General features: G+C 64.2%; 23 protein-coding genes and 1 tRNA gene. 12 read left to right on the top strand and 12 right to left on the bottom strand.

The genetic code is table 11. From position 1 onward, the window contains the following. The first annotated feature begins 12 nt into the window (after positions 1-12). Positions 13-100: transfer RNA gene (locus QQM37_RS05105), tRNA-Ser, on the top strand. Between the two features lie 231 nt (positions 101-331). On the opposite strand, the gene QQM37_RS05100 is transcribed toward QQM37_RS05105, so the two are convergent. Next, entirely contained in the window at positions 332-1,846 is a 1,515-nt protein-coding gene (locus QQM37_RS05100) for an MFS transporter (protein WP_285725497.1), read from the bottom strand. An 85-nt stretch (positions 1,847-1,931) separates the two neighbouring features. On the opposite strand from QQM37_RS05100, the gene QQM37_RS05095 reads away from it, so the two are divergent. After that, on the top strand, positions 1,932-2,312 hold the full coding sequence (locus tag QQM37_RS05095) for a MarR family winged helix-turn-helix transcriptional regulator (RefSeq protein WP_285725496.1): 381 nt from the start codon (positions 1,932-1,934) through the stop codon (positions 2,310-2,312). 48 nt (positions 2,313-2,360) lie between these two features. On the opposite strand, the gene QQM37_RS05090 is transcribed toward QQM37_RS05095, so the two are convergent. Further along, on the bottom strand, positions 2,361-2,966 hold the full coding sequence (locus QQM37_RS05090) for a TetR-like C-terminal domain-containing protein (protein WP_285725495.1): 606 nt from the start codon (positions 2,964-2,966) through the stop codon (positions 2,361-2,363). 70 nt (positions 2,967-3,036) lie between these two features. Between QQM37_RS05090 and QQM37_RS05085 the strand changes: the two genes are divergently transcribed. From QQM37_RS05085 to QQM37_RS05070, 4 genes are all read left to right on the top strand, one after another. Next, complete coding sequence (locus QQM37_RS05085) at positions 3,037-3,519, top strand: DUF4188 domain-containing protein (RefSeq protein WP_285725494.1); 483 nt, start codon at positions 3,037-3,039, stop codon at positions 3,517-3,519. Between the two features lie 34 nt (positions 3,520-3,553). After that, on the top strand, positions 3,554-4,066 hold the full coding sequence (locus tag QQM37_RS05080) for a glutathione peroxidase (RefSeq protein ID WP_285725493.1): 513 nt from the start codon (positions 3,554-3,556) through the stop codon (positions 4,064-4,066). Positions 4,067-4,139: 73 nt separating this feature from the next. Next, positions 4,140-4,439, top strand: coding sequence for a type II toxin-antitoxin system VapB family antitoxin (locus tag QQM37_RS05075; RefSeq protein WP_285725492.1), 300 nt, complete (start codon positions 4,140-4,142; stop codon positions 4,437-4,439). Between the two features lie 6 nt (positions 4,440-4,445). Next, positions 4,446-5,363: a LytR C-terminal domain-containing protein gene (locus QQM37_RS05070; RefSeq protein WP_285725491.1), complete on the top strand. Its 918-nt coding sequence runs from the start codon at positions 4,446-4,448 to the stop codon at positions 5,361-5,363. Between the two features lie 26 nt (positions 5,364-5,389). Here QQM37_RS05070 and QQM37_RS05065 read toward each other — a convergent pair whose 3' ends face one another. The 4 genes from QQM37_RS05065 to QQM37_RS05050 all read right to left on the bottom strand — a co-directional run bounded on the left by QQM37_RS05065 (position 5,390) and on the right by QQM37_RS05050 (position 11,213). Continuing rightward, a complete protein-coding gene (locus QQM37_RS05065) occupies positions 5,390-6,079 on the bottom strand; it encodes a TetR/AcrR family transcriptional regulator (protein WP_285725490.1) in 690 nt (229 codons plus the stop codon). 81 nt (positions 6,080-6,160) lie between these two features. Next, positions 6,161-6,880, bottom strand: coding sequence for a DsbA family oxidoreductase (locus QQM37_RS05060; protein ID WP_285725488.1), 720 nt, complete (start codon positions 6,878-6,880; stop codon positions 6,161-6,163). Positions 6,881-6,936: 56 nt separating this feature from the next. Continuing rightward, positions 6,937-7,410: an SRPBCC family protein gene (locus QQM37_RS05055; RefSeq protein ID WP_285725487.1), complete on the bottom strand. Its 474-nt coding sequence runs from the start codon at positions 7,408-7,410 to the stop codon at positions 6,937-6,939. Positions 7,411-7,562: 152 nt separating this feature from the next. Further along, on the bottom strand, positions 7,563-11,213 hold the full coding sequence (locus tag QQM37_RS05050; protein ID WP_285725486.1) for a S8 family peptidase: 3,651 nt from the start codon (positions 11,211-11,213) through the stop codon (positions 7,563-7,565). A gap of 382 nt (positions 11,214-11,595) precedes the next feature. On the opposite strand from QQM37_RS05050, the gene QQM37_RS05045 reads away from it, so the two are divergent. The 6 genes from QQM37_RS05045 to QQM37_RS05020 all read left to right on the top strand — a co-directional run bounded on the left by QQM37_RS05045 (position 11,596) and on the right by QQM37_RS05020 (position 18,407). Further along, entirely contained in the window at positions 11,596-12,957 is a 1,362-nt protein-coding gene (locus QQM37_RS05045) for an MFS transporter (protein ID WP_285725485.1), read from the top strand. 50 nt (positions 12,958-13,007) lie between these two features. Further along, a complete protein-coding gene (locus QQM37_RS05040; protein ID WP_285725484.1) occupies positions 13,008-13,364 on the top strand; it encodes a VOC family protein in 357 nt (118 codons plus the stop codon). Positions 13,365-13,480: 116 nt separating this feature from the next. Then, positions 13,481-14,320, top strand: a complete 840-nt coding sequence (locus tag QQM37_RS05035; RefSeq protein ID WP_285725483.1) for an aldo/keto reductase — start codon at positions 13,481-13,483, stop codon at positions 14,318-14,320. 179 nt (positions 14,321-14,499) lie between these two features. After that, entirely contained in the window at positions 14,500-15,222 is a 723-nt protein-coding gene (locus QQM37_RS05030) for a TetR/AcrR family transcriptional regulator (RefSeq protein ID WP_285725482.1), read from the top strand. Between the two features lie 87 nt (positions 15,223-15,309). Further along, positions 15,310-17,259, top strand: coding sequence for a PTS mannitol transporter subunit IICBA (locus QQM37_RS05025; protein ID WP_285725481.1), 1,950 nt, complete (start codon positions 15,310-15,312; stop codon positions 17,257-17,259). Further along, positions 17,259-18,407 carry a mannitol-1-phosphate 5-dehydrogenase gene (locus tag QQM37_RS05020; RefSeq protein ID WP_285725479.1) on the top strand — a complete coding sequence of 383 codons (1,149 nt, stop codon included), beginning with the start codon at positions 17,259-17,261 and terminating at the stop codon, positions 18,405-18,407. The genes QQM37_RS05025 and QQM37_RS05020 overlap by 1 nt, the downstream gene beginning before the upstream one ends. A gap of 110 nt (positions 18,408-18,517) precedes the next feature. On the opposite strand, the gene QQM37_RS05015 is transcribed toward QQM37_RS05020, so the two are convergent. The 6 genes from QQM37_RS05015 to QQM37_RS04990 are packed head-to-tail and all read right to left on the bottom strand — an operon-like array spanning position 18,518 to position 24,105. Then, a complete protein-coding gene (locus QQM37_RS05015; protein WP_285725478.1) occupies positions 18,518-19,330 on the bottom strand; it encodes an inositol monophosphatase family protein in 813 nt (270 codons plus the stop codon). Continuing rightward, a complete protein-coding gene (locus QQM37_RS05010) occupies positions 19,327-20,115 on the bottom strand; it encodes a glycerophosphodiester phosphodiesterase (protein ID WP_285725477.1) in 789 nt (262 codons plus the stop codon). The genes QQM37_RS05015 and QQM37_RS05010 overlap by 4 nt, the downstream gene beginning before the upstream one ends. Beyond that, positions 20,112-21,161 carry an ABC transporter ATP-binding protein gene (locus QQM37_RS05005; protein WP_285725476.1) on the bottom strand — a complete coding sequence of 350 codons (1,050 nt, stop codon included), beginning with the start codon at positions 21,159-21,161 and terminating at the stop codon, positions 20,112-20,114. Before QQM37_RS05005 ends, QQM37_RS05010 begins: the two co-directional genes overlap by 4 nt. Positions 21,162-21,179: 18 nt before the next feature. Continuing rightward, a complete protein-coding gene (locus tag QQM37_RS05000; protein WP_285725475.1) occupies positions 21,180-22,007 on the bottom strand; it encodes an ABC transporter permease in 828 nt (275 codons plus the stop codon). Beyond that, the gene (locus QQM37_RS04995) at positions 22,007-22,954 is read right to left on the bottom strand and encodes an ABC transporter permease (protein ID WP_285725474.1); all 948 of its coding nucleotides are present in this window, start codon (positions 22,952-22,954) and stop codon (positions 22,007-22,009) included. Before QQM37_RS04995 ends, QQM37_RS05000 begins: the two co-directional genes overlap by 1 nt. Continuing rightward, positions 22,951-24,105, bottom strand: a complete 1,155-nt coding sequence (locus tag QQM37_RS04990; RefSeq protein WP_285725473.1) for an extracellular solute-binding protein — start codon at positions 24,103-24,105, stop codon at positions 22,951-22,953. The genes QQM37_RS04995 and QQM37_RS04990 overlap by 4 nt, the downstream gene beginning before the upstream one ends. Between the last annotated feature and the right edge of the window lie 68 nt (positions 24,106-24,173).

Raw genomic sequence — 24,173 nt, 5'->3', positions numbered from 1 at the left:
CCTGGGAAGCAAGGAGGATTCGCCTAGCGGCCTATGGCGCACGCCTGGAACGCGTGTTGGGTTAACGCCCTCGGGGGTTCAAATCCCCCATCCTCCGCCAGTGTCCCGGGAGCGCAGCTCAGGGACAAAGTCCCAGGACGCAGGAATGCCCCCGATCTCCGGATCGGGGGCATTCCTGCGTCCTGGGGTTGCTATCCGCTAAGCGTCCTGGAGTCTCCGGTCACTTAGTATCGATCGCTCAGTGTCCAGTTGCGCACAGTTCCCGCCGCCGCGACTGTGTGTGCCGCGACTGTGCGCAACTGGACACTGAGCGGAGGCAGTGCCAGAGGGATCAGCGAGCTTCCCGTGCGGCTTTGCGTTGTGGGATGGCCGCGACCACCAGTGCCGCGAGGGCTATCACCGCACTGAGGATCAGGCCCGGGCGGAAGGTGTCCAGCATGCGCGCCGGTCCCAGCTCGCCGTGGCCGGCCTGCGCTCCCGTGACCACCGCCGTCGTCACGGCCAGGATCAGTGCAGCACCCACCTGGCTGCTGGTCTGGATCAGGCCTGCGGCGAGGCCTTGTTCGTCATCGTGCACCCCGGCCGTGGCCTGGACGTTGATGGCGGGGAAGGCCAGTGCGAACCCGACGCCCAGCAACAGCACCGAGGGCAGCAGATCCAGGGCGTAGTTGGGGCTGGTTCCCACGTGCAGGAACAACAGGTAGCCCAGCGACAGCGAGGCGAGGCCTGCGATGATCAGGCGCACCGCCCCGATCCGGTCGATCAGCGCTGAGGCGAACGGTGAGCTCGCCACCACGATCAGACCCGTGGGCAGCAACGCCAGAGCCATCCCGAGCGGCGACCAGCCCAGCACATTCTGCAGATACATGGTCAGGATGAACTGGAAGCTCAGGTAAGAGCCAAACAGTCCTATGATGCTCAGGTTGGCGCGCGCCACCCAGCCCTGACGCAGGATGCCGAACCGGATCAGCGGGTGCCGGACCTTGGCCTCGATCAGGGCGAAGGTGGTCAGCAGTACGGCGGAGACCGCAAAGCCGAGGATGGTCTGCCAGGCAGCCCAGCCGACACCCGGCGCGGACACCACGGTGTAGACGAGCGAGAGCATGCCGAGCGCCAGAGTGACCGCGCCACCGATATCGTGCCCATGCTGGCCGTCTGTGGAGGGCTTGTCCCGGGGGATGTAGCGCAGTCCCAGCAGGACGGCGGCGACGGCGACCGGCACGGCGACCAGGAAGGTCCAGCGCCAGCTCAGCGAGGTCATCAGGCCACCCAGGACCAGTCCCAGGGAGAAGCCGCTGGCGCCGAAGGTGGAGTAGATCGAGATGGCACGGTTGCGTTCGCTGCCTTCAGCGAAGTTAGTGGTGATGATCGAGAAGCCGGTGGGAGCCGTGAAGGCGGCGGCCAGACCCTTGATGAAGCGGGTGGCGATCAGCAGAGTGGGGTCATTGACCAGGCCGCCCAGTAGGGAGGCCAGAGCGAAGATGCTCAGCGCGATCAGGAAGATTTTCCGTCGGCCGAGGAGATCGGCCAGCCGGCCGCCGAGAAGCAGCAGTGAACCGTAGCCCAGCACATAGCCGGAGACGATCCATTGCAGACTCTCCGTGTTCAGGCCGAGTTCGTGGCCCATCGAAGGCAGTGCGACGCCGACCATGGAGACATCCAGGCCGTCCAGAGCGAGCACGGTGCAGAGTACGACGATCAGCATGATCTTGGCCAGCGACCAGGAGGTGCGAGGTGCGCTGCTCTGGGTGAGGGCATGGCTGGCATTGTGACTGTCCGCGGGGTCTCCGGGCAGAACAGAAGTAGTGGGATGAGGGGCAGTTGCGAGGCGTTGATTCGCAGTCATGGCACCAAAGTACATGACGTGTCATTGATTGACAAGGAAAATAATGCTCTAGAATTTAATGCTTCGTCATGCTAGGATGGGCGCCATGGTCACGGGAGATGCTCAACTGGTCGAGCAATGGCGTTCAGTCCAGTCGGTCTATCTGCGCACCTCGAACGCCATCGAGCGTGAGCTGGAAAGCCGCTTCAAGATCGGCTGCAGCGAGTTCGAAATCCTGGATCTTCTGGCGGAGAAATTTGACGACTCCTGCCGGATGAAGCACCTCGCGGAAAGCTCGCCGCTGACCCAGAGCGCACTGTCCCGAATTGTGGATCGACTGGAAAAGGCCGGGCTGGTGGAGCGCGCGGCCTGTCAGGATGACCGGCGATCCCTGCTGGTCGGACTGACCGAGGCTGGCCATGATCTGCATCTGGCGGCGGCCACCGTTCAGCGCGGCATTCTTAAGGATCAGCTCGCGCTGTCCTAGCCGGGAACTGTTCTCATCAGAAAACTGTTCTGACCGGGAAAGTGGCGGTCAGAACAGCGGCGCGGTGGTCCAGCCAGCCAGCGCTGCATGGAATGCGCCCAGCCAGTCCTTCTCGCTCAACTGCATGGCAGGGGGTTCGATGCCGCCCATCTCCAGGGTGACCATGCCATGCAAAATGCCCCACATGGCCAGCACGGCGGCCTGCTCATCGCTGAATCGGATCTCCCCACCTGCTATCGCACGGCGCACGGCGCGTCGCAATGGCTCGATGGAGTCATTGGAGCGATCTTCCAGCTGAGGGCTCTCCAGGCCGGCAAAAAACGTGGGGTGGAACATGAGCTGGAACAGTGCCGGATGGTCCAAGGCCCACTGTCGGTAGGCCAGGCCCAGGGCTCGCAGATCGGCTACCCCGGATTCGGCGGGGGCGTGCGCATGCTGTGAGGTAGCGAAGCTGTCTGCGCTGTGCTGGGCCACCGCTGCCAGTACAGCGGGCTTGGAGCCGAAGAGCGCATAGATGGCCGAGGTGGAGGTTTCACATTCCTGAGCCATGGTGCGCAGGTTGAGAGCATCGGTTCCGCCAGCGGCTACCGTGGCTGCCGCAGTATCGAGCAGGCGGCGGCGCAGCTCGTCATCGTAAATTCGGGGTCTTGCCATGAGCCCATAATTCCATAACAATGTTGTGTAACGATGTTATTAAACTCGAGCCGCTCCTCAGGAGAACATCATGGCACCCTCGGTTTTCCCCGGTCGCTACACGGTCAACGCAGATGGCGAGGAGGTGACGGTCTTTCTCATTGGCATGCGGATCAACAGATTCTGGAACCTGGGCGCGTGGCTCCCGGTCTTCTGTGCCATGCCGGGAATGATCGCCCGGCTGGCATCCCGTCCCGAACTAGGTCTGCTGGGCTATCACCTGTGGTTTGGGCGCACCACCATCATGGTCAGCTACTGGTCCTCGCCGGACAAATTGCGGGCCTTCGCCTCCAGCCCGGACCAGCCGCATCTGGTTCCCTGGCGTCGCTATATGAAAAAGATCGGCGCCAGCGGCAGTGTAGGTGTCTGGCATGAAACGTACCGTTTGGCCCCGCGTAACAGGGAGGCCGTGTATGCCAATATGCCGCTCTTCGGTCTGGCCAGGGCTGCCGGGCACGTGCAAATCGCTGCGGGTCGGAATACCTTCACCCAGCGGATGCGTTCGCAGGAGTAGCTGTTGTCTCTGACTATCCGGATTGAAGGCTCCCATGACTGATCAGGCCCCCACCATCAATGAAAATCTCGTTCTCACGTTGAGCAATGGGCAGATGACGACCTTTGGCACCTTCCGTGGAAAAGCCGTGCTGGTGGTGAATGTGGCCAGTCAGTGCGGTTTCACGCCGCAATATGCCGGGCTGGAGCAGCTGTACACGGAGTACCGTGACCGCGGACTCGAGGTGCTGGGGGTTCCCTCCAATCAGTTTGGCGGCCAGGAACCTGGTACCAACGAGGAGATCGTGGAGTTCTGCACCCGGAACTTCGGCGTGACCTTTCCGCTGACCGCCAAAACGGACGTCAAGGGTGCTGAGCAGGCCCCGCTGTATGCCGGACTGACCCAGTTGGCTGCCGAGGACGGTTCCACCGAGGTGAAATGGAACTTTGAGAAGTTCCTGATCAGTCCCTCCGGTGAGGTCGTACGCCGGTTCGGCTCACAGGTTACGCCGGATGACGATGCGCTCCGTGCCGCGGTCGAATCCGTGCTGCCGGGGTCGGCTGCGTAACCATTTGGCTACAACAGTGCACGCCGGGCACGAATGGGAAGCCATGACGGTCACTCTTCCTTAAGCTGGGTACGTGATATTCAAAGCTGTGGGCGAAACTAAGCCGTATCCGGACCATGGGCTCTTGACGCCCAAGGACTGGGCGGCCGTGGCGCCGCGGCAGGTGCGCCTGGATGAGTTGATCACCACCAAGAGCACCCTGGACCTGGCGGCGCTGCTCGCTGAGGACTCCACCTTTTTCGGTGATCTCTTCCCGCACGTGGTGCAGTGGAAGGGCGCGCTGTATCTGGAGGACGGTCTGCACCGGGCGGTGCGGACGGCTCTCCATCAACGGACCATTCTGCACGCCCGGGTGTTGAACCTCGATGAGTGAGTCGAGATGAGTGAGTCGACCGGACCGAAGCCAGAGGAGCCCGCTGGCCCGGACCCCGAGGCTGCCGAGGTTGCTGAGCCTGCGGGATCTGTGCCTGCGGCCGATGGCCGCCCCGCCACCGGCTCCCAGCCCGTCGTGCCACCTAAGCCTCCTTTGCCCCCAGCCAAGCTTCAGCGTGAACTCGCCGCGGCAGCGCGGCGCGAAGCTGCTCAGGCCAGGCGCGAAGCCATTCAGGCCAGGCGCGAAGCCGTTCAGGCCAGGCGCGAAGAGAAGGAGCGGCAGCGGGCAGCGGAGGAAGAGCGGCGGCTGGCAGAGCGCCCGCACGCCTTCGGGCATGTTGGGCCGGTCAACAGCACCGACCTGGCGACGGCCTTCGGCGATCAGTCCAAGGATGCTCAGCTCACGCGCCGTCGTTACCGCCGGGTGCACGGCATCATTCTGGGAGTTCTGGCCCTGCTTCTGGTCCTGGCGCTGACCGGCGCTCTGCTGATCAGCCAGGGAGTCATCAAACTGCCGCAGTCTGCCTCGGCCTCCAGCAGTGCCCCAGCAGACCCGAACTGTCCCACCACGGTGCTGAACTACCCGGAGAACATCACGGTGAGCGTGAATGTCTACAACGCCAGCCAGGTCCCCGGCCTGGCCGGCACTCTGGCGAACGAGTTGCGCAGCCGGGGCTTCCAGGTGGGAACGGTGGGGAACAAGGAGATCGCCAGTACCAAGACGGGCGTGATCGTCGCAGGAACAGGGGGGCTGGCGGCGGCTTTCAATCTGCAACGGAATCTCCCCGGCCTGGAGTTCCGTCACGATGACCGCGCTGACGCCACGGTGGATGTTTACCTCCTGCAGACCTTCAAAGTTCCGACGGCAGGCACCGCGGTGGATAAATCACCGGGCACCATCAGTTGCACCGCGGGTGTGAAATAGTCTGCACTCCGTAGTCTGAATGCCGTTCAGGCGCCGTTGCCCGTCCTCCGGATCGGGTGGCCGTCGGCATCGAACTGGGCACCTACGCCTGCCTGAATGAAACGCACCGTGGCTTCGGTGCGGGCCTGCCGGGCGGCCGCACCGTCATCGTCCGTAGCCGATTCCGCTGCTGTGTCCGGGGTGGATCCGGGCCGTCCGCCGCGGGAAGCGCTCGCCGTGAGCGAGCCGTGAATCAGATAGGCCAGATCGCTGACCTCTGCGGCGGGCAAGTACTGCTCGTCGATGGCCCGATGCAGAATGTCCTGGAGCAGGGCACTGAGCTCACCCACGTGCACCGACAACTTGGCGAAGGAATCGGCGGAGAGGACGGAGCGCATCGCTGGGCCCGGTGGCAGGTGACGCTTGGAGAGGTCCTCGATCTGTGCCCGTACGTAGCACGCCAGCTGGTCCACGGGATTGTCCAACCGGGCCAGTTCCTGACGCAGATCGGAGATGAACCTGCCCGTTTCATCCAGGGCGTAGGCCACCAGGAGTTGTTCCAGGTCCGCATAGTAGTTGTACACGGCGGTCCGCCCAACGCCGGCCTGCCGCGCCACATCCGTCATGGTCAGCCCGGGCAGGCCATGGGAGAAGAGCAGTTGCCCGAAGGAATCCAGGATTTTTCGCTGGGTCAGCTCGCGCTGAGCGGCATTGCTGGAGGCGACAATTCGAGGCATAGAGACAGTTTAGCCGGATTTGTCAGTAAATCCCTAGTCTGTCGAGGCTATCGCTGCAGGAGCCTCACGGATCGGTTCTGATCAGAGGGCGCAACCGTCTGGACCGCAGGCCGGGGCGTCCTGGCCGTCGGAGCTTGTGGTGGACTCGCCCACCATGACTAGAGGATGGCTTTCCCGCCAGGCCTCCCGCAGCGCCTGGCCGAACACCTCGCTGCTCTGCGCGCCGGAAATGCCGAACTTGCGGTCGATGACGAAGAACGGCACGCCCTGAATGCCGAGGCTCTGAGCCTCCTCGATGTCTGCATCCACCGCCGCCTCAAAGGTGCGCTCGGTCAGGGCTGTCCGGGCGGCATCGGCGTCCAGGCCCAGTTCAGCCGCGACGCCGGCCAGAGTCTCCCATGAGCCGATATCGCCGCCCTCCTCGAAGTGCAGCTTGAGCAGGCGTTCCTTGGCCAGGTCCTGTGCGCCGGACTGGGCCGCGAAGTGAATCAGCTCATGGCCCAGATGGCTATTTGCCACGACCAGGGAGCCGAAGTCATAGTCCAGTCCAACGCTGGCGGCCTGAGACTTGACGTGCTCAAACATCTGAGCCACCCGATCGGCGGGCATTCCCTTGCGCTTGCTCAGGTAGTCCAGTTCCGTGCCGTCGTAGTGCTCGGGGATCGTGGGATCGAGCTGGAAGCTCTTCCACTCCACGTCCACCTCATCCCGGTGCGGGAACTCGGAGAGTGCACTCTCAAACCGGCGCTTGCCGATGTAGCACCAGGGGCATGCGATATCTGACCAGATTTCAACCTTCACTCTGGTGCCAACCGACGCGCGGTCCAGTGCATTCCCGCCGGCTGGAGGTGAAAGGGCTACTCGAAGGGAAGGAGCTGTCCGGTTTCCAGGAAGGTCTTGAGGTTGGACAGGATGGCCGGCCAGCCCTCTGAGATCCCCGCTCGAAGTGCGCTGCCCTCGGCGAAGCCGGAATGGGTGAGCGTGAGTTTGACGATGCCGGTCATCGGAGTCAGTTCGAAGGTGGCCATCGAGCGGTCTTCGGCGGCCATCACCGCAAGTTCCTCGGGATCAGCCTGGATCGCTCTGCCGAATTCCTCGGTGATCGAGTGCCAGGTGAAGCTGAGTGTGTGGAGCGGGTCCGCAGCGAGAATGACCTGCTCGGGATCGGCCAGGATGATTCCGCCCACCACCCAGTCCACGGTTGACCCCACCTGCCAGTCGGAGATCAGCGCGACGCCCCAGTACCGCTGGATGAGATCCGAGTCCGTGAGGGCATGCCAGAGCTCCTCCGGTGTGGTCTTGAGATAGCTCGTGTACACGAAGTCGGTCATCTCAGAATGCTCCCATGTGCTGGTGCGTATTCCCCGTCCCAACGGTCGGGCCCTCGCATCCCAACTGAGTGGCAGTAGTTGTCCAAAAATCGAACAGTCCAAAAATCGAGGATTTTCAGCCTACTGCCACTCAGCTGGTCAGGATCCTTCCGTCACCATCCACATTTCAGGACAGTGAATGAGGTGGATCCGGTGATCCGTGATTCATCGGTGAGCGTCACGGTATGTTCACCCGGCGTGGTGCCAGCCGGAATCTGGAACACCGCAAACACCACCCCGCCCGGGTTCACTTTCGCTGGGAACAGGTTCTTGACCGGGACGCCATCGAGCATCACCGAGACCGTAGTTCCAGGGGTGAAGCTCTTGCCCTGCACCGCACCGTAGAAGCCCTGGAAACCGAAGGCCGGGATGCCATGAACCTTGCCGGAGGCGAAGGAGAGCGGAACGACCTCCGCCTTCTTGCCGCCATCGCCCTGTGCTCCAAGGTCCCCAGTGGCATTCTGCAGGTGCAGGAAGAGCACCTTGGTGCCGGCCGGTGCGTCGGCCGCCCTGTGAGCGGTCAGCGCATTGTCAGCGCGATCGAAGAACAAGGTTCCGGGCTGACCGTTGTCGAACCACAGAGCCGGGTTGACCGGATCGAAGGTCTGGGCAGTGGTGCTGTCCACGGGGGTCAGCTGGCCGTCCTTCGCCAGATAGTTCGAGTAGGTGGTCACGGTGTAGCTGAACGGTGCGGGCTTGCTGGCATCCAGGCCCAGCGCGCTCAGCGAGACCGGCATGACCAACACGTTGGTATCCATCATGTTGGTATCCAGCACCGGGCTGACGCCATTGAGCGGACGAGTGCTCACGGGCGTACCGGAACCGTCCGGGTTGATCTTCAGCAACTGCACCAACGGCAGATCGAGACCCGTGGCCTGAGCGAGCCCCAGGCGGTAATCAGGCTTGCCGTCGTTGTTGGTGTCGATATTGATGTAGATCCGATAGAAATTGCTCAGCGCCGGCCAGTTGCCCCAGGTGCTGATGCCGAAGGCGATGTCACCCTTCTGCGGATCGAGCCCGGCAGCCTTCAGCGCCGGAACGGTGGAGGAGACGCCCACGTTCTGCAGATCCATTGCGCGGATGCTGGAATTTTCCTTGGCTCCCTTCGCCGCGCTGGGATCCAGCGTGGCGATGCGCGGGCTGGAGGTCTGCAACACAAACGGTGCGACGAGGCCGTTGTAACCGTCGGCACCCGGAGCGCCCTGGCTGAGCTGGCGACCGCTCAGCGTCACCGGAGTGCTCGTCGCCGTGGTGTTCGCGAAAGTCAGCGCCGGTCCGGCCGTCATCGCAGATGTCGGCTTGGGTGCCGTGTACACCGGAACCCGCAGGCTCGGCGCGCCCTGGCTGCTCAACTCCAGCCGACCCGAGGCATCCGCGAGGAACTGCCGGGGGCTGTTGAGCTGCACCTTCTCCAACGTCGGGTCCATCGTCTTACGCAGCGCCTTCGGATCCGGAATCGACAGGGTGACCGTGATCGTCGCGGAGCCGCCCGTCGGAACGTTGACCGCCGGGCTGATCAGGTAATTCACCCCGGGGATGGTGGTGGCGGGCAGATAGGTGGCGGCATAGCTGCGTGCCGCAGAATCGAAGCTGGCCACCGTCACCGTCTTGGAGATGCTGACCGGCTGGTCACCGACCTCCACCACACCGAAGCTCAGGCTGGTCAGCTCGGGATCGTCGGTGGCATAGGCGTAGGCCTTCGTGGTGGTGCCGTCCAGGGCATCCACCCGTCCGGAACCAACCCGGTTGGGTCCGTAGACGAACTGTCCGCTGTAGATGTCATGGACCGCAGTGTTCATCACGATGGCCTTGACCGCCAGCGCCGGGAGTTTGGTCTGTGCCATCACCAGGGCGGCGATGCCGGCAACGTGCGGCGTCGCCATCGAGGTGCCAGACTTGACGCTGGCGCCATTGCCGGTCCCCACGCCCACGGAGCCGATCAGGGTGCCGGGGGCTGCGACATCGGGCTTGACGATGCCGTTGCTGCCGTGAACGCCGCGCGAGGAGGAGGAATTAAGCGTGTCCAGTTTGTTGGAGACTCCGCTGGCGGTGCCGCGGTAGCTGCCATTGAGCGCGACGATGAGCGTCCCGGCCTGGGCAGCGGGGCGCAGCTGATCGGAGTAGGTCTTGGTCAGCTGGACGCCCGGGATGGTCGCATTGCCGGCGATGCCCGCGGCGAAGACATCCAGACCGGAGTCGAGGACGACGCCCTTGGCGCCAGCGGCCTGCGCATTGTTGAACCGGACGGCCGAACCGCACGGGCGGGTAGAGTCATCGGTCCAGTGCAGCCAGACCCATTTATCCTTGACCCGGGCTGCGTCCGCTGCGGAGAAGGGCTGGCAGCCCTCGACGTTGGTGCCGGCGGGCCCCATCACAACGGTGCCCTTGAGCTGATCCGCGGTGAAGTTCGCAGCATCGAAGCCGGAGTACTGGCCGGCGGCCTGACCTGCGGTGGGGGCCAGCACGTCGACCCGGTCCAGCGCGACCTTGGAACCGACCGAGTTGGCCACTGTCAGCGAGGTCTTCGCATTGCCGGGGCTACCGCCAATGTCATAGGAGTCGCCAGCGTTGCCGGAAGCGACCACCGAGAGGATGCCGTTCTTGGTCAGCTCGTTGATGACGTCGTTCTCCGGGTCATCCGTGGTGGCCCAGTCTGCGCCGAGGGACATGTTGATGATGTCCGCGCGGTCGTCGAACTTTCCGTCCTGGTTGGGATCGAGCGCCCGGTCGAGCGCCTGGATCACCAGGTCGGTGCTGCCGTAGCAGCCGAAGACCCGGAAGGCCATGATCTGGGCCTCAGGGGCGGAGCCGGGGCCGATGCGCATACCGCTGACCGTTCCCGGAGTAAGTTCTGAATAGGGCGGATTCCCGTTTTTGCCGGAGGTGAAGGTGCTGCCGTCCTCGTTGACGCCATAGCCGGCGGCCGTGCCGGCCACATGGGATCCGTGCCCGGCGGCCCGGCAGTCCAGTGGGTTGGCATCGGGGGTGGGGACCGGGTTGTACGTTGAGTCATTGGGGTTGGCATCGTAGCTGTCGCCCGCCAGGTCGTAGCCGCCCAGGAACTTGTTCGGGTCGTAGGTGCCCGGGACCAGCGTCGATGAGGCGGCTGCCTTCGTGTAGGCGTCCTGCGTGCCCGGGCCACCGAAATCGGTGTGCGTGTAGTCCACACCGGTATCGATCACCGCGATTTTGATGCCTTTGCCGGTCTGGCCGGTTCTGGTCCAGGTATTCAGCGCCCGGGTGTCGATATCCGTGTTCTTGTTGTCGGGAATACTCTTGGACACAATGGGCGTGATCTTCACGACGTCACTGCGCGTGGCCAGCGCGCGGATCGCGGTGGCATCGCCGGTGATTGCCACTCCGGGCAGGGTGTTCGTGGTGGTGTAGATGGTGCTGGCCGATGCTGCCTGGGCCACCGAGTCGGCCTTCTGCTGAATCGAGCTGCGGATCTGCTGAACCGCACCGCTGGCATCCACCGGGGCGGCCTGTTTGTTCTTCACCGACTGTGGCTGGGTGGCCTCGTAGGCACCCTGGCCGGAGAGCTGCACGTAGACCGAGACCTTGCCTTGAGCATCCGCCAGGTTGCCGTGGATCTTATTGGCCGGCGCGGTGCTGGCATTGGTGTCAATGCCAGCTGTCACGCCCGGCTGCGGCGGCGACGGCGGCGCAGCAGACGCCGGAACCGCAGCGCTGCACAGCAAGGCGATGCCGGTCAGCCCGGCCACCACCGCCGTTCTGACGAACCTGTTCGAGGCTGGTGTCATCGTGTTCCTTCGGGTTCGCCCGTACCGGGATGCCGGTCGGGACCGTTGCCTGCGCTTTTGCACCTCTCATAGCGACTCGCCGGGATGAGGGTCATCGCCAGGGGGTTGCACAGGGCGGCTCTGCTGAGTCGATGGCATCACCCTACGCGACCTGCACCGAGACTGTGAAGGATCTATGACGGGGGAATGTTCCTGTCGATCGAGCGGCATGGAAGCCTGAAAATAGCCTGAAAATCAGCCTTGAGTTTGCTCTTAATCCACGGCTGCTCTGCGGAGGTGTCACGGTCATGTGCCTTGCCCCCGGGCAGGTGCGGGCATAGGGTGGCCGGGAAGCGGACGGGTTCCCCGCCCGCTGCGAAGATCCAGCCCAGGTGAGGCGTCGATGACGATACAAGCACATGATCCGCAGAGGGAAGCCCTCAAGGCCAGCTCGGTGGTGGGCAATATTCTGCGTGGCTCGGCCGGCAATATGGTCGAGTGGTACGACTTCTACTCCTTCACGGTGTTCACTGCCTATTTCAGCCACGTCTTTTTCGCCTCGGGCTCCGAGGACAAGGACACGCTGGGCGTTCTGGGCGTCTTCGCCGCAGCCTTCGTCATGCGCCCCGTCGGCAGCTGGTACTTCGGTCGCTATGCGGATCGGCGCGGACGACGGGCGGCCCTGACCCTGTCCGTGCTGCTCATGGCGGGTGGTTCGCTGCTGATCGCGGTGTCCCCGGGCGTCCAGCAGATCGGGGCCGGAGCCACTGTCATCCTGCTGATCGCCCGGCTGGTGCAGGGCTTCTCGGTGGGCGGCGAGTATGGCACCAGTGCCACCTACATGTCAGAGATGGCTACCCGGAACAGGCGTGGCTTCTTCTCCAGCTTCCAGTACGTGACGCTGGTCAGCGGGCAGGTCCTGGCGCTGGTGGTGCAGATCATCCTGCAGAACCTGCTCAGTGCCCAGGCGCTGATGGACTGGGGCTGGCGGATCCCCTTCGTGATCGGTGCCGCCGCAGCCGTGACGGTCATGTGGATCCGGCGCGGCATGATCGAATCGGTGCCGCAGGAACAGCTCGATGCCGCCCGCAACGCTCGGGCGGGCGAAGCGGCGCCCGGGACTTTGCGGCTGCTGTCCAGGTACTGGAAGCAGTTCCTCATGGTCATTGGTCTGACGATGGGCGGAACCCTCGCCTTCTACACCTTCACCTCCTATATGCAGATCCTGATGAACGGGACCGTCAAGGACAAACCGACGGTGACCATGATCAACTTTGTGGCGCTGCTGATCTTCATGGTCCTGCAGCCCGTGGCTGGAGCCATCTCGGACCGGGTGGGCCGCAAGCCTCTGCTGCTGTGGTTTGGCATCGGCGGTGTCCTCTTCACCTGGCCGATCCTCAGTGCCCTGACCGCCACCTCCAGCCCGGTGCTGTCTTTCCTGCTCATGATGGCGGCACTCGTCATCGTGCTGGGCTACACCTCGATCAACGCCCTGGTGAAGGCGGAGCTGTTCCCGCGGGAGATCCGGGCGCTCGGGGTGGGGCTGGCTTATGGTGTGGCCAATGCGCTCTTCGGCGGTACGGCGCCGTATCTGGGCAAGGCGCTCTCCGGTGCGCATCTGGACGGCGTGTTTTTCACCTATGTCACGGTGTGCATCGCTATTTCACTGGCCGTCTACATCTGGGCGTTCCGGAACAAGGGGCCGACGGCGCTCGATCTGGAGGAAGGGAACGCCTTCGAGAGCAAAGTCCCTGCCGCCGAGTAGGCCGTGCCTGCCTGTGGGCAAATCCGCAGGCCGGGCGTAGGATCGGTCGCATGGCTATTGCCCGTTACCCCAGCATTGTCATCGACTGCCCGGACCCCGGTGTTCTGGCCACCTTCTACGCCGAGCTGCTCGGCTGGAAGGCAGAGATTCGTCCCGACTGGGCGGAGGTGCGGGGCGGTCCCAGCGAGTGTATCTGCTTCCAGCCGGTGGAGAACTACACCCCGCCACAATGGCCGGGCCAGGACCAGCCGCAGCAGATGCATTTCGACGTGATGGTCCAGGACCTCGACGAAGCGGAGGCTGAGGTGCTGGCGATCGGCGCCACGAAGACCGATGTCCAGCCGGGGACCACGTTCCGGGTGTTCCTGGATCCGGCGGGGCACCCCTTCTGTCTCTGCGTGGGCTGAGCCCTCGTCGCCACTGAAACGGGGTGTGGAGTCAGTCAGGTTATTCCCGGTTACGCGCACAGTGAAGCGGTAGTCCGGACATGGCCCGGGCGGGGCATTTTTGGCAGGATGGTGGTATGACGACTTCGCCAAACCTCACATTCAATGACGGAAACACCATCCCGCAGCTGGGCTACGGCGTATGGCAAGTAGAAGACTCGGTTGCGGAAACCGTGGTGGGTCAGGCCCTGGACGCCGGCTATCGCCACATTGACACCGCCAAGATCTACGGCAATGAAGCGGGAGTCGGTCGCGCCATTGCCGCCTCGGAGCTGAGCCCGGAAGAGCTGTTCATCACCACCAAGCTCTGGAATGCTGACCAGGGCTACGACTCCACGCTGGCCGCCTTCGACGCCTCGCTGGAGCGCCTGGGTCTGGATTCACTGGACCTCTACCTGATCCACTGGATGCAGCCGCAGCGGGGGGCCTATGCGGACACCTGGAAGGCTCTGGTGGACCTGCAGAAGGCCGGCAAAGTGACGTCGATCGGTGTCTCCAACTTCACCGCAGAGGGCATCAAGGAGATCGTTGAGGCCACCGGCGTGGTCCCGGCGATTCACCAGATCGAGCTGCACCCGTACTTCAACCAGAGCGAACTGCGCGACTTCAACGCCAGCCAGGGCATCCTGACCCAGGCCTGGTCCCCGCTGGGCCAGGGTGGCGAGCTGCTCTCCGATCCGACGGTCGTCGCCATCGCCCAGAAGCACGGGGCCACTCCTGCGCAGGTCGTCATTGCCTGGCATCTGGCTCTGGGCAATGTGGTGATCCCCAAGTCGGTGACCGAGTCGCGCATCGCGGAGAACTTCGCCAGCCTGGACGTGACGCTGGATGCCGAGGACGTGGAGGCGCTCAACGCTCTGGATCGTGGCGCTGAGGGGCGGATCGGCCCCGACCCGGCGGTCTCCGACTTCGCCTGAGCTTCACCTCGACCGGCGCAACACTGATTCACCCACGATGGCGGGTGGCCCTTTCACGGGGCCACCCGCCATCGTGCATTTCCGGCTGTCAGGTGGGCCCAGGGCGCGGAGGCCGAGAAGAAAATTAGTTGGTGTGACCTACTTCATATAGCAGTGCTATAGATGCTAGGGTAGCGGTCATGGGCATCGACGACCAGACTCCGGCTAAGGCTCGGCTGCTTCATGCAGCTGCCGAGCTCCTGGCCAGCTCGGAGGGGGCACCGGTCTCTACGCGTCAGATCACCAAGCTTGCCGGGGTGACCGCGCCGACGCTCTACCACCACTTCGGTGACAAAGAAGGTCTGTTCGACGCAGTGGTGGCGGTCGGCTTTGAGGAGTATGTGGCGGGGGAGCGGGGTGTTATCCCGTCCGGAGAACCCCTGGAGGATGTCCGACGGATGTGGGACCACCATGTCCAGTTCGGATTGACTCAACCGCACTTGTATCTGGTCATGTTTGGCAATATCCGCCCGGAAAGTCGCCCCACTATCGTTGCCGATGCCGAGGCGCTCATGGAGGGAATGCTGAACCGGGCCGCGGCGGCGGGACAGCTCAATGTGCCACCGCATGAGGCGGCCCGCAGCATCCTTGCGGCCAACGTCGGCGTGACCCTGATGCTCATCGCTGAGCCGGTGGAAGAGAGGAATCTCGAGCTCTCCACGATGACCCGTGATTCCATGATTTTCGCCATCTCCACGGAGGAAGCCCGTGGCGCTGCATCCGATACCTCGGGGAAGTCTTCCGTGGTGGTTGCGGCCATCGCCCTGAATGCTGCCCTTCAGGCATCGCATTCAGATCAACTGTCCAGTTCAGAGCTGAAACTTTTTCTTGAATGGCTTCACCGTATCTCCACCAGTCCCTGAACCTGTTCTCGCTCTGATTCCTTTGTTGTTTCCTGGCCCAGGACGGCCGACCCGCGATGCCGCGGGATCTACGATAGGACAAACACCATGGCAACACAGTCCGTTGCGACACCGCGCACCAGCCTTCGGGTAGGTGTCCAGAAGTTCGGCACTTTCCTTTCCGGCATGATCATGCCGAATATCGGGGCATTTATTGCCTGGGGCATCATCACGGCGCTCTTCATTCCGGCCGGATTCTTCCCCAATGACACCCTGGCCAAGCTCGTCGGGCCCATGATCACCTACCTGCTCCCGCTGCTCATCGGCTATACCGGTGGTCGCGCCGTCCACGGCGTCCGCGGTGGCGTGGTGGGCGCGGCGGCTACCATGGGCGTCATCGTCGGCACCGACATCCCCATGTTCATCGGTGCCATGATCATGGGTCCACTGACTGCCTGGGTCATGAAGAAGTTGGACAAAGTCTGGGAAGGCCGCGTCAAACCCGGCTTCGAGATGTTGATCGACAACTTCTCTGCCGGCATCGTGGCGGCCGTGATGGGCATCCTCGGTATGTTGGTGATCGGTCCGGTGGTCACCGCCTTCAGCAATGGCGCATCCGCGGTGGTGGAGTTCCTGGTGCAGCACGGTCTCCTGCCGCTGACCAGCATTTTCATTGAGCCCGCCAAGGTCCTGTTCCTGAACAACGCCGTGAACCACGGCATCCTGACCCCGCTGGGTACTGAACAGGCCTTGCAGAATGGCAAGTCCATCCTGTTCCTGCTCGAATCCAACCCCGGCCCCGGCGTCGGCATCCTGCTGGCCTACATGTTCTTCGGTAAGGGGCTGGCCCGGGCCTCCGCTCCCGGGGCGGCACTCATCCAGTTTGTCGGTGGCATCCACGAAATCTACTTCCCCTACGTGTTGATGAAGCCGATTCTTCTCCTGGCGGCCATCGGTGGCGGTATGACCGGGATTTTCACCCTGGTGGTCACCGGCGCGGGTCTGCGTTCACCCGCCGCACCTGGCAGCATCATCGCCGTCTTCGCTGCGACCGCCAGCGACAGCTACCTCGGGGTGGCGCTCTCGGTGCTGCTTGCCGCTACCGTGTCCTTCCTGATCGCCTCGGTGATTCTCAAAGCCAGCAAGAGCACGGACGAGGACGCCCTCGGTGCGGCGACCTCCAAGATGGAAGCGCTCAAGGGAAAGAAAAGCTCTGTGGCCTCGGTCCTGACCGGCGGCGGAGTGGGTACGGCGGTGCTGGCCGGCCCCATCGAGAACATCGTCTTTGCCTGTGATGCCGGTATGGGCTCCAGTGCCATGGGTGCCTCAGTGCTCCGCAACAAGATCAAGGCCGCCGGATTCCCCGGGGTCAAAGTCACCAACTCAGCCATCGCCAACCTGAGTGACACCTACGACATCGTGGTCACGCACCAGGACCTCACAGAGCGCGCCAAGCCGCTCACCGGAAGCGCCGTGCACGTCTCGGTGGACAACTTCATGAACAGCCCACGGTATGACGAGATCGTTGAGCTGGTGAAGAGCAGCAACGGTGACTCGCCCGCTGAGGCTCCGGCGGCCGCGGAAACCGTGGTCGGGGAGGCGCCGTCGGCCGCAGAGAGTGCCGGCCGGGACGTGCTGCTGCCCAGCTCCGTGGTGCTCAGCGGCACGGCAACAGACCGCGATTCCGCCATCGAAGAAGCAGGACGCCTCCTGATGGCACGTGGCGCCGTGGATGCGAGCTATGTGCAGGCGATGCATGAGCGCGAGGAATCGGTGTCCACCTACATGGGCAGCTTCCTGGCCATTCCGCACGGAACCAACGATGCCAAAGAGCACATCCTGCACTCGGCCATTTCGATCATCCGGTATCCCGGCGGCATCGACTGGGCAGGCAAGCCCGTCAAGTTCGTCGTGGGCGTGGCAGGCATCAACAACGAACACCTCCAGATCCTCGCTTCGATTGCCAAGATCTTCACCGACAAGGCTCAGGTGGCCCAGCTCGAGGAAGCGACGTCGGTCGAGGAAATCCTGGCACTCTTCGGAAAGGTCAACGCATAGTGAAAGCTGTTCATTTCGGAGCAGGCAATATCGGTCGTGGCTTCGTGGGGTTGCTTCTGCACGAGGCAGGGTACGAGGTGGTGTTCGCGGATGTTGCCGCGGAGCTGATCAGCCAACTGGCAGCAGCGTCATCCTATGAAGTGCACGAGGTCGGGGAAGAAGGCTCGGTGAAGACCGTCTCCGGGTTCCGGGCACTGAATTCCGCCACCGAGGAAGCCGCCGTGGTCGCGGAGATCGCCACGGCAGATGTGGTGACCACAGCAGTGGGACCCCATATCCTCAAGTTTGTGGCGCCGGTGATCGCCCGCGGCCTGGCGGAGCGCGCACCATCGCTGCCGCCGTTGCAGGTCATGGCCTGCGAGAATGCGATCAATGCCACCGACCTGCTGCATCGGGAGGTTCTTGCGGCCTGGGACGGAGACGCGGCAGCGCTCGATGCCCGGGCGGTGTTCGCCAACACCGCTGTGGACCGGATCGTTCCCGCCCAGGCACCGGGCCAGGGGCTCGATGTCACGGTGGAGACCTTCTACGAGTGGGTCATTGACCGGACGCCATTTCAGGGCAATCCACCCGTGATTCCTGGTGCGACCTTCGTCGACGATCTCAGCCCGTATATCGAACGCAAACTGTTCACCGTGAATACCGGTCATGCCTCGGCCGCCTACTTCGGGTATGCGGCAGGGCTGGAGAAGATCTCCGATGCCATGGCCGATGCCGAGGTTGCCGCCAAGGTCCGGGCGGTGCTGGATGAAACCAAGCGGCTGCTGGTGGAGAAGCACGAGTTCCCGGAGGCGGAGCAGGAGGCCTATGTGCAGAAGATCCTCTCCCGGTTCAACAATCCCTATCTGCCGGATACGGTGAATCGTGTGGGCCGTGCTCCGTTGCGCAAACTGAGCCGGCACGAACGATTCATCGGACCGGCCGCAGAACGGGCCGAACGGGGGATGGCCTCGGAGGCGCTGTCGACGGCCATCGCCGCAGCTCTGCGCTTCGATGACCCGGCGGACAGCGAAGCCACCGAACTGACACGTCTGCTGGCCACCCTCGATGCCGCCGAGGCGACCGAGACGATCACCGGCCTGACGCCGGAGCACCCGCTCTTCGCGGAGGTTCAATCTCTCGTGGCGGCCAGGCAGGCTGAGCTCTGACCTTCGGCCTCTCCCGCCCCCAACCCAACGGGAGCGTCACACCCTGAGTAGCAGATAGTGCACGTGGAAACGTATCCACGTGCACTATCTGCTACTCAGCTGGGAGGCTGCTACTCAGTTGGGAGGGCCGAACGCCAGAGCGCGTGCAACTCCTGTGCCACTGCCGGAGCCGCCACCAGAATGCCGCCGCTGGCCGGGAACAGCGACACCTGCCCGGCCTCATTGAGCACCGCGGCCCCGGCTTCCTGCGCGATCAGCGTCGCAGCCAGATGGTCCTCCGCACCGAAGCGGCCGATCACCGCACCGGCACCACGACCGGCGGCGATCCCCAGCAGGGTCAGGGTCCCCGAGCCCATCACCCGCACCGTACAGAACCTTTCTGCCAGCGCCGCTTCCAGCCCCCGCATCCCGGGCCAGGGGAGATGGCCCGCCAGCTCGGTGCTGACCACGCTGCCGGTGAGCGTGCTGGCTGTCAGGGATGGCAGCAGCTCACCGTTGCACCGCGCACCGGCGCCGGCCGCGGCATCGAAGATCTGCTCGCGCCAGGGATCGGCAATCACCCCGATCAGCGGCGTCCGGTCCACGGCCAGCGCCAGGGAAAATGCCGTCCAGGGAACCCCATTCGCCAGATTGGTGGTGCCATCCACCGGATCGAGATACCAGGTGGGGCGGCCCGGCGACGCCTCGCCGCCGTATTCCTCGCCGACGAAGCCATGATCCGGGAATCGGTCGCCGATGACGGCGCGCACCTGACGTTCGATCCGGGTGTCCAGCTCGGTGACCAGGTCCGCCGGGTTGGCCTTGGTGGTCACCCCGCTGGGACGGTAGCTGCGGGTCTCCGCCACCGCCCAGGCCGCGAGTTCCAGGGCCGTCTGGCGGGCCCTGGATATCTCAGGGGTAGTGGCCAGCTCTGTTGGCCTCATGCCTTCACCTCGCCGCGTACTTTGGCCTCAGGCAGCGATGCCGCCTGCAGCAACTCCTGCAAAAGGTCCAGCTGGTTGGTCGTGATGGTGTCCACTCCCAGCGAGATCATCCTGGCCAGGTCCTCGCGCTCGTCCACCGTCCACACCGTCACGGTGCTGCCCAGCGCGTGCACGGCCTCCACCATCGCCGCATCCACCAGCTGGAACGGCATGTTGACCGTGACCGGCCTCAGCTCGGACCATTCCGCCGGGCTGGGCGCCGTGCTCCGATCCCAGGGTAGCCAGAGCCGGGCCTCGGCATCGAGCTCGCGGAGCAGGCGCATTGCCGCAAGATCGCCGCACCAGTCGGTGACGATCCCGGCCGCGCGCGTCACCCTCAGCGAGGGCACGGCAAACTCTGCCTGCTCCATGTCGATGACGAGCCGGCTGGTCAGGCCCCGCGAGACCGCCTCCTGGAAGAGCGGGAGCAGCTCGGCGAGCAGTGGTGGCCGGGTATCCGGCGGCCCCCAGCTGAGCAGTTCGGCGGTCGGCACCTCGGAGATCGGACGAGGGAGGCCCCAGAGCCGCTCCAACGTCGGATCATGCAGGACGACGACGTCACCGCTGGCGCTCAGCCGGACGTCGATCTCCACGATCTCCGAGCCCTTGTCGATGGCCGAGCGCACGGCGGACAGGGTGTTTTCCCGGAACCTGCTGGAATCTCCCCGGTGAGCGGAGGCCTGCGTGCTCGTCGGGGCAGGGGCGCGGATCGGGACGGGTGTGTTCAGCGGCAGGGGAGCGCTCATGCGGGCACCGCCGTCCGCTGATCCACCAGCCGGCCGTCCCGGAAGTGCAGGGCGCTCGTGATGCTGGCGTGGCCGGCATCGCCCCGCTGCGGCGGGACACCGGAGTGGTAGGCGCGCACCGTGACATCCTCGCGCCGCAACCGCAGCTCGTGGAAGTGCCCGTGCGGCACCACGCCCTCGACGACGGCGGGCAGCGACGATGGCAGCGGCGAACTGGAGTAGCTCACGTGTTCGGGCCGCACACCCACCACATCGCCTTCGGTGGTGGAGGGCAGGATACGGGTACCGTCGAAGGTCCCTTCGAAGCGATTGAGCGAGCCGATGAAGGTCGCGACGAATTCGGTGGCCGGACGCGTGTAGAGCTCATCCGGGGTGGTGAACTGCTCAATCCGCCCAGCATTCATCACGGCCACCCGGTCCGAGATGGACAGTGCTTCCTCCTGATCGTGCGTGACGATCACCGTGGTGATTCCCAGCCGCTGCTGGATCTCCCGGATGTCCTCACGGACCTTGACGCGCAGTTTCGCATCCAGATTGCTCAACGGCTCGTCGAGCAGCAGCACCGAGGGCTCCTGAACCAGAGCTCTGGCCAGGGCCACGCGCTGCTGTTCACCGCCGGAAATCCGCGCCGGACGGGAATCCCGGTGATGCAGCAGGTTCACCAGTCTGAGCACCTGCTGGACGCGTTCAGTGATCTCGGCACGCGGCAGCCGACGCAGCCGCAGCGGGTAGGAGACGTTTCTGGTCACCGTCATATGCGGCCAGAGTGCGTAGTTCTGGAACACCATCGCACTGGGCCGCTTGTCCGGCCCGAGCGCCGTGACGTCACGCCCGCCCATCCGGATGCTGCCACCATCGGGTGCCAGAAAGCCTGCGATCATCCGCAGCGTGGTGGTCTTACCGCAGCCGGAGGGGCCGAGCAGGGAGACCAGTTCGCCGGGTTCCACGGTGAGATCGAGCTGGTCGATGATGGTGCGTCCGCCGAGTTCTTTATGCAGTGAACGTAGCTGCAACCCGTCGGACGGCGCATCGGGGAGGGAAGTCATGGGCATCCTTTGCTGGACTTACTTGAGTTGGAAGCCTTCGGCGAGCTGTCCGCCCATGACGTGCTTACGCACGGCGAGCAGCAGCACCACCGAAGGGATGGCGAGCAGAATCGAGAAGACCGCGGCCACCTGTTTGGGGTAATTGAGCACCAGGGTGTACATCTCGGTGGGCATGGTCAGCACATCGGGAGCGCCCACCAGATAGGTGCCCTGAGCCTCATCGAAGGCCGCCAGAAACGCCATCACCGCGCCGACCAGAATGCCGGGCAGGGCGAGCCGGAGCGTGACGGTGAAGAACACTCGCAGCCGGGAGGCGCCGGCATCGCGCGCAGCCTCTTCGAGGGATCGCGGCACGGCGGAGAAGGCCGCCGCCGGAATCCAGGTCATGAAGACGATGGTGCCGAGCAACTGCACGATCACGATGCCGACCACGGTGTTCATCAGCCCGAGGGCGTAGTAGAGCGAGGCAAGGGTGGCGAAGAGGCCCATCCGGGGGAACGCATTGGTGGCGAACAACCCGATCAGAAAGGCCCGCCTCCCCGGGAACTCGAACCGCGCAAAGGCGTAGGCCGCGGGCAGGCAGATGAGCGCTGAACACAGGACGACGACCGGGGAGATCAGCAGCGAGTTCTGCACCGCCTGGCCGAGACCGGCGTCGGTGAACACCGCCTCCCACCAGCGCAGCGTCCAGGAATCCGGCCCGAGATTCGGGTAGGTCCAGGTGCCCGCAAAAGCATGGGTACCCAGCCAGAGCAGCGGTCCCAGCACAAAGGTCAGCAGCAGCAGGGCGAAGGCGGCGACTCCGAGATTCCGGAGCAGCCTGGCCAGCGACGGAGAAGAGCGCATCACACTTTCCCTTCGCGTCGGGCGCTACGGAAATTCGCCCAGACGTATAGTGCGCCGATGCCGGAGGCGACCAGGAAGACGACGAAGGCCATCACCAGGGACTGCTGCGGCTGGTTGTAGGAGGTGAAGTAGTTGGCCAGGGACACTCCGAGCATCGTCGGCGAGTTCGGGCCGGTGAAGTAGGGCACGGTGTAGGAGCCGATCACGCCGATGGCGGTGAAGGTCACCGCGATGACCAGCGGAACAGTGCTCATCGGCACCAGGATGGTTCGGACGATCCGCACCGTACCCGCACCAGCATCGCGGGCGGCGTCGATCAGTGCATCTGGAATGGACTGCAGGCCGGAACTGATCATCAGGACGGCGAAGGGCAGCGAGGTCCAGGCCGATCCGATCACGATCGCGACGACCGAGTAGGACCAGACCGGGCCGTCGACGCCGAGCTGCGCCAGCAGGCTGCGCAGGAAGCCGTCTGCCGAATAGAAGGTCAGAATGGCCCAGGAGGCGATGACGACCGGGATGAACAGCGGCACCATCGACACGGCGGAGAGCAGGCGGGCCAGCCAGCCGCCGTGCAGGCGCAGATACAGCCCGATCCCCCCGGCGAGCACCATCACGATGACGGTGCTCGCCAGGGTGACCAGGAGGGTCAACCCCAGATTTCGCCAGAATTCCTCGGTGCTGAAGACATCCCCGTAGGCACCGAAGCTGGGCGCCAGGCCGTCGCCACGGTGCACATTCTGGCCCACGGCGGCGATCACCGAGTTGAGGCCGCCGGTGAACCCGACGCTGAAACCCAGCGCCAGCAGCACCGGAACCCCAATGAACACTAGGATCACCACGATGGGCGGCAGAGCGAGGAGGAAGCCCTGGACGGAGGACCATCTGGCCGTCCGGGCGGCGCTGTGCCCGGAGGTCAGCGGGTGATCCCTAGGGATGCTGGTCATTTGCCGGGGACCTTCTGGGACCAGTTCTTGTTCAGATCGGAACTCATCGAGGCGAAGTAGGAGGGGCGCAGGTGGGCGATGTCGGCGTCCTTGAACAGGCTCTGCACCGAGGCGGGCAGTTTGTCGAGCGCGATGACGGGGTAGCCGGAGATGCTGTCGGCGACCAGTGCCTGCGCGGCGGGGCTCAGCAGCCAGGAGACGAGTTTCCTGGCGCCTTCCTGGCGCGGCGAGGCGGAGGGGATGCCGAGGTAGCTGGCACCACCGGTGAAGGAGGGATCAGAGATCTGCGTGTAGCCGACCGTGTCCGGGATGTGCCCGTTCTTCTTGCCGGTGACGAACTGGTCGCTCCAGACCGGTGCCATCGAGATCTGACCGCTGGAGAGCAGATCCAGCACCTGGTTGTTCCCATTGGGGTAGACACCCTTCTGGTACACATAGGGATTCAGCCCGGCCAGTGTGGCGAAGCCGTCGTTCCAGGCGGTCTCCGTCTCGGGAGCATAGCTGGTCGCCATCTTGGTGCGCTGGTCTGCCGGAATCGTCTTGTCCAGCACCGTTGTCACGAAGGCCTGTCCGCTGCCTCCGGAGTCCGGGGTGTTGTAGGTGAACTTACCGGGGTTCGCCTTGATCCAGCTGAGCAGATCATCCAGGGTCTTGGGCGGAGTGGGGACGGTTTTGGTGTCATAGGCGAGCACGACGCTGGATCCGCGGTAGGGGATGCCGCCGTTGCCGCCGGCACTCACCAGATCGGCCGGAACATCCTTGAGCTCAGGAATATCGCTGGAACTCACGGGGGCGAGCAGGCCACTCGCGGCCACCTGGGAGACAAAGCCGGCATCGACCAGGTCATAGCCCGGGTCTTTGTGCTGCACCGTCGCGGCGGTCAGTTTGGCCACGGTCTGCTGGTCGTGCAGGCCATGGAGATCCAGGTCCACCGAGACGGTGTATCCCGGGTTTGCCTTCTGGAAGGCCGGGATCAGGGTTTTCTGCCAGAGATCCTGGATATTGGTGTCTGCACTGAGGAACACCGTGAGCTTCTGAGCGGAACCGTCAGAAGCGGAGGACGAGGAGGAAGAGCCCTGGGAGCAGCCGGCCAGTGCCAGCGAGGCCACAGCCAGGGCCGCGAGGGGCGCCATCAGGCGGGAGAGTTTCACGGGAAGACTCCTGTGTAGGGGGAATGAGCGTTCGCAGCTTTGGGGTGAACAGCGAGGGCTGAACAGTG

It is taken from the genome of Psychromicrobium xiongbiense (assembly GCF_030271165.1).
Classification (GTDB): Bacteria; Actinomycetota; Actinomycetes; order Actinomycetales; family Micrococcaceae; genus Renibacterium; species Renibacterium xiongbiense.
The sequence above is the reverse complement of the archived record's forward strand: the minus strand, read 5'-3'. Positions and strand labels throughout refer to the sequence as shown.